Raw genomic sequence first — 5,711 nt, 5'->3', positions numbered from 1 at the left:
GGTGTGTTCCGTCATGTTATCGGCGGTCGTCCGGAAGGCTGGAACTGGCTCGCTGGTCAGCATCAGGGCTGGGGCGGCATCAACATGGCCATTCAGGAATGTCTGGTACGCAACGGCCCGCTCTGGCAAGTAAAGGCAGAGGAGCAGTCCGGTCCGCTACCAAACCTTGCTAAAAGCTGGGAGTGGAGCGACAACAAAACCGAACTGACCATGCATCTGGTTGAAGGCATCAAATGGTCCGATGGTGATCCCTTTGATACAGAAGACATCCGCTTCTGGTGGGACGACAACGTTCAAAATGAAAATATTGCATCCCGTCTGCCAAAAGGTGGTCTTGGTGAGGGCACAACGCTTGAAGTGATTGATGCTTACACATTTAAGTTCACTTTCACCAAACCACAAGGCCCGGAAATTCTGAAATCTCTGGCCTATATTCAAGGTTGCCCCGGTCCCACGCACACACTCAAAGCGAAACATCCCAAATACAACAAGGATGCGAGTTACGAAGACTATCGCAATGCAATGCCTGCGGACGCAGTTCCACCAGTTGTTCTGGGAGGCTGGGTGCCAGTGCGCCACAAGGCAGATGAACTGGTGATCTTGCGCCGTAATCCGTTCTATTGGAAAACAGATGAAGCTGGCAATCAGCTGCCATACCTGAACGAGATGCACTTCAAACTGTCCACTTGGTCAGACCGCACAACGCAAGCTGTCGCCGGAACTGCTGATTTTTCCAACATGGAAAATCCGGGCAACTTCGTGGAAGCGCTCAAGCAGACATTGTCTGCAGATGCACCGGTTAAAGCTAACTTTGGCCCACGTGTTCTCTCATGGCGTTTGGAACTGAACTTCTCTGAAACAAACGGTGTTCAGGATGAAGTGGACGCTGAACTCCGCAAGTTCTTCCGGCAAAAAGACTTCCGCGTTGCTCTCAGTCATGCGCTTGATCGTCAGGCGATCGGCCAGTCAGTAGCGCGTGGTCCGTTCATGTATCCATACTCTGGTGGCTTCTCCAGCGGATCTCCCTATTACGATTACGACAGCTCCGTCTACTACCAGTATGATCTGGCAAAAGCCAACGCCATGCTGGATGCTTTGGGCCTCAAAGACACCGATGGCAACGGCATTCGCAACATGCCAGGCTCAGGGTCTGATCTGGAAATCGACATGATGACAGATCGCAGACAGGTCACTGAGAAAAAACAAGCAGATGCCATCATTCTGATGCTGGCAGAAGCAGGCATTCGTGTGTTGATCCGCAACGTAGATACAATTGATACAGCGTCGAAGAACGGCGACTTCAACATGTTGATACGCCGGAAAGAATGGGCGCTCCCAACTCGTGAAACCTGTTTCCATCTGCCAATCGCAAACAGCTGTCCTGACCGGCATCTTCCAGGTTCAGATGGCACGCGAAATCTGATGGATTTTGAAATCGAGATGGTCGATGCTTATCAGACCATTCTGTCCACCTGGGATGCGGTTGAAGCAGCTGATGCAGCCAAAACCATTCAGCGTCTGTGGACTGAGAATGCCTACACCATTGGCACCGTTCAGGCTCCTGCTGCACTTCTCGTCAACAAACGCATCAGAAACGCGCATCCGGGCACACCCGTCAACATGTTTGAATGGGCAGAAGATGGTGTTGTGCGTGAGCGCCTCTGGACACCAAAGGATCAGCAGTTGAAAGAACTCCTCCCAGGAACGATCGCTGAATACTAGAGCGCGTTCCGTTTGATTGGATTCAATCAAACGACAAGAATTCGCTCCAACAAAGATGTTAGAGCGCGATGCGTGAATGTAAATGAACGCGACGTGCACTAAGGCAGGCAAGGCGGGTCAATTCTGGCCCGCCTTCCAACGCAATAAGCAATAAATGCTCAATAGCTGGGAGGGCTAGATAAATGGGCTTGTTACGCTTTTTAGCGCAACGTGCAGCTGCAACACTGGTCTTGTTGATCGGGATCTCCATTGTTTCCTTCGCGATCATACAAGCTGTTCCAGGTGACTATGTTGACATGTGGATGGCGACAACTGCCGCCCAAACCGGACAGTCACGTGCAGTTTTGGAACCTCAGGCGGAAATTTTACGCACACAGTTAGGGCTGGATCAGCCCGTTGTCGTGCAATACTGGCGATGGATTGTCGGCATCGTCACTGCTGGCAATTTCGGAGACTCGTTTTTCTTCTCCAAGCCGGTCACAGAAGTCATCGGTCTGCGTCTGCCGCGCACACTCGCTCTGGCCTTCACTGCCATGGTGCTGGCTCAGTTCATTGGCGGTGCGCTTGGTGTTTACGCAGCCATGAACCAGTACAAGCTCGGCGATACCATTTCGACAATTGTTGCCTTCCTTGGCATTGTTATTCCGAAATTCGTTATCTCTCTGATAATTCTGTATTATCTGGCCTTCGTCTGGCACTCTCCTTACATCGGAGCACTGCAATCACCCGAGTATCTCCTGCAGGACTACTGGTCACTCGACAAGCTCTGGGATTTCTTCAAACACGTCTGGCCAATCTTGCTCATCTCCATCTGGGCCGGGCAGGCTTATACCTTGCGCATGATGCGCGGCAATCTGCTGGATGTGATGAAATCTCAATACATCGAAACAGCTCGCGCCAAAGGCCTGTCTCGCAGTCGCATCATCTTGGTGCATGCCATCCCCAATGCGCTGCACCCTGTCATCATGAACATCGGCAGCCGCTTTGAGTACATGGTCAAAGGTGAGATTGAGATCGCAATCGTTCTGGGCGTTCCAACCATCGGCCCGCTGATCCTCTCCTCAGTTGCCGAGCGCGACATGTATGTGGTCGCTGCAATCTTCATGCTCGTTGCCACCATTATGGTTGTCGGAAATCTGGTTGCGGATTTGCTACTAGCTCTCATTGATCCGCGTGTCCGTCAAGCTGCTATGGAAGGAAATGCGTGATGACCCAGATCGACACCGACGCAATCGAACACGGCAGCGTAGACGCTCAGCAATTGGCAGAAGATCGGCCCTCTATTTCCTATTGGGGCCTCGTTGTTCGCCGCTTCATCCGCAACAAATACGGCATGGTAGGTTTCATCGCCTGTATGCTGATCTTCCTGACAGCGATCTTCGCTGGTTTCATCGCGCCTTATGGACCGCAGACTGCCAACCGGGCAGCACTGTATTCACCACCGCAAACGCTCCATTTCTTCGCGCCTGATGGCAGCCTGACAACGCCGTATGTCACGGGCTTTAAGGAAGAAATGAACATGCAAACCTTTGAGATCACGTTTATTCCTGATTTCGATAAAATCTCGCATGTTGCTTTGTTCGTGGAAGGAGAACCCTGGCAGTTTCTGGGTCTCACCTTTACAACACACCTGTTTGGCACAGCAGATGGCAGTAAGTTCCATATCCTCGGCACTGACAATCTGGGCCGTGACGTCTACTCACGCATGATCTTTGGCACACGCATCACGCTGCTCATGGCGCTCATGGTGATGGGATCTGCCTGCGTGATCGGGATCATTCTTGGAGTGAGTTCAGGATACTTCGGTGGCCTGTATGATCTTGTGGTTCAGCGAATGGTCGAGTTCATCAAGGCCTTCCCCGATCTCCCACTTTATCTGGCTTTGGTCGCCTTGTTGCCGCGCCGTGCGGAGCCGGTCACGATCTTCATCATGTTCGCCTGCATCCTCGTCTTGCTCAGATGGGCAGATCTGTGCCGCGAGCTGCGCGGGAAGGTCTTCTCCATGCGCAATCTGGAATACGTCCGCGCAGCAGAAGCCGTTGGAGCCTCAAGCAGCCGTATCATTGGCGCACATATCGTTCCCAACACATCTTCGCACATCATTGTCTGGGCAACCTACCAGCTGCCCGAGATCATTCTTCTGGAGAGCTTTCTGTCGTTTCTGGGCGTGGGCATTCAGCAGCCGATGGTGTCCTGGGGCAGCATGCTCAACCAGATTCTCGACTTCCAGTCGTTTAGCGCTGCGCCGTGGATGATGGCGCCAGTCGGCATGATCATCATTTCCGTACTCGCCTTCAACGCCGCTGGCGATGGCCTTCGTGATGCAATGGATCCCTACAGCAATGCCTAGTATCGACCAAACACAACACAAAGACCTGCTCACCATCCGCGATGTGGCCGTCACCTTCAAAACAGTGATCGGAACCGTGGAAGCGGTGAAAGGGGTGAGCTATGCCGTGGCAAAAGGCGAGACATTGGCCATTGTCGGGGAGTCCGGTTCCGGTAAATCTGTGACTGCCCGCGCAATCATGGGCATGCTCGCCGAAAACGCGACACTGGCTCAAGGTTCTATGATCCGTTTCGAGGATCGAGACCTGACGACCATGAGTGAGTTGGAGCTGCAAAAGATCCGCGGCAATCGCATCTCTATGATTTTTCAGGAGCCTCTGACAAGCCTCAATCCAGTGTACCGTATTGGGGACCAGATCATTGAGATGATCCGCTCACACCGCAAAATCTCCAAGGCTGACGCTAAAAAAGAAACGCTCCGGCTGTTGGATGAGGTGAAGATCCCAGACCCTGAAGCCAGATTCAGTCAATATCCGCATCAGCTTTCCGGCGGTCAGCGCCAGCGTGTCATGATCGCGATGGCGCTGGCAAATGAGCCTGACCTGCTCATTGCAGATGAACCAACCACCGCTCTTGACGTGACTGTCCAAGCTGAGATCCTCAAACTCATGCGAGAGCTGCAAGAGCGCCACCGCATGGCGATCATCCTCATCACACATGACCTCAATGTGGTGCGCCAGGTGAGTGATCGTGTCTGTGTGATGCGCGCAGGAAAGATTGTTGAAACCGGAAACACCAAAGAGGTCTTTGAGACACCATCTCATCCATATACTAGGCACTTGATTGAAAGTGAGCCGTCCGGTGTGCCAGATAAACTGGAGGAGGGCCTCTATGAGCTGCTGGATGCAGATAAGGTCCGTGTCACATTCACCTCAAAACATGGTGGCTTGTTCAGGCGCAAAACCAAAGAGCTGGTGGCCGTCAACGACATCTCACTCAACATCAGATCAGGCGAAACGCTTGGCATTGTTGGCGAGTCTGGTTCCGGAAAGTCCACATTGGGCATGTCCATCCTTCAGCTCTTAAAAGCAGATTCTGGCACTATCACCTTTGATGGAAACAGGATCGACAACCTCACCAGAAAAGAGCTGAAGCCTCTTAGAACTGATCTGCAGGTTGTGTTTCAGGACCCGTTTTCCTCGCTTAATCCCCGCATGGTTGTGGGGGAGATTGTGGGTGAAGGTCTCAAGGTCAACGGCATCGGTGCAAGCCACAAGGAACGGCAGGCCATGGTGGCTGAAGCGCTGGATGCTGTTCAGATGCCACACAGCACCATGGATCGCTTTCCCCATGAGTTCTCAGGTGGCCAGCGTCAGAGGATCGCTATCGCACGCTCCATCGTTTTAAAGCCGAAATTCATACTGCTGGATGAGCCTACCTCTGCGTTGGATCTGTCCATTCAGGCGCAGATTATCGAGCTGCTGAAAGACCTGCGAGAGAAACTGAAGCTGAGCTATCTCTTTATCAGTCATGATTTGAAGGTGGTGAAAACACTCTGTCACAACGTCATGGTGATGCAGCACGGAAACGTTGTCGAAGCTGGCAACACACTGGATGTTCTGCATCGACCGCAGACAGAATACACGCAGCGTCTGGTTTCAGCGGCTTATCTGTAAGTTATCAGGAAGGCGGCGATAACC

4 protein-coding genes are annotated in these 5,711 nt (G+C 52.5%); all 4 read left to right on the top strand.

Features of this window, described 5'->3' with window-relative positions; translation table 11 throughout:
• The coding region (locus PPL9_RS25355) for an ABC transporter substrate-binding protein (protein WP_057465303.1) at positions 1-1,722 on the top strand (1,722 nt) is incomplete at its 5' end.
• Positions 1,723-1,904: 182 nt separating this feature from the next.
• The gene (locus PPL9_RS25350; protein WP_057465301.1) at positions 1,905-2,930 is read left to right on the top strand and encodes an ABC transporter permease; all 1,026 of its coding nucleotides are present in this window, start codon (positions 1,905-1,907) and stop codon (positions 2,928-2,930) included.
• Positions 2,930-4,072: an ABC transporter permease gene (locus tag PPL9_RS25345; RefSeq protein ID WP_057465300.1), complete on the top strand. Its 1,143-nt coding sequence runs from the start codon at positions 2,930-2,932 to the stop codon at positions 4,070-4,072. The genes PPL9_RS25350 and PPL9_RS25345 overlap by 1 nt, the downstream gene beginning before the upstream one ends.
• Entirely contained in the window at positions 4,065-5,687 is a 1,623-nt protein-coding gene (locus PPL9_RS25340) for an ABC transporter ATP-binding protein (protein ID WP_057465298.1), read from the top strand. The genes PPL9_RS25345 and PPL9_RS25340 overlap by 8 nt, the downstream gene beginning before the upstream one ends.
• Positions 5,688-5,711: the final 24 nt, after the last annotated feature.

The sequence above is a fragment of the Pseudovibrio sp. POLY-S9 genome, from assembly GCF_001431305.1.
Lineage (GTDB): Bacteria > Pseudomonadota > Alphaproteobacteria > Rhizobiales > Stappiaceae > Pseudovibrio.
This window is presented reverse-complemented; position numbering and strand designations above follow the sequence as displayed.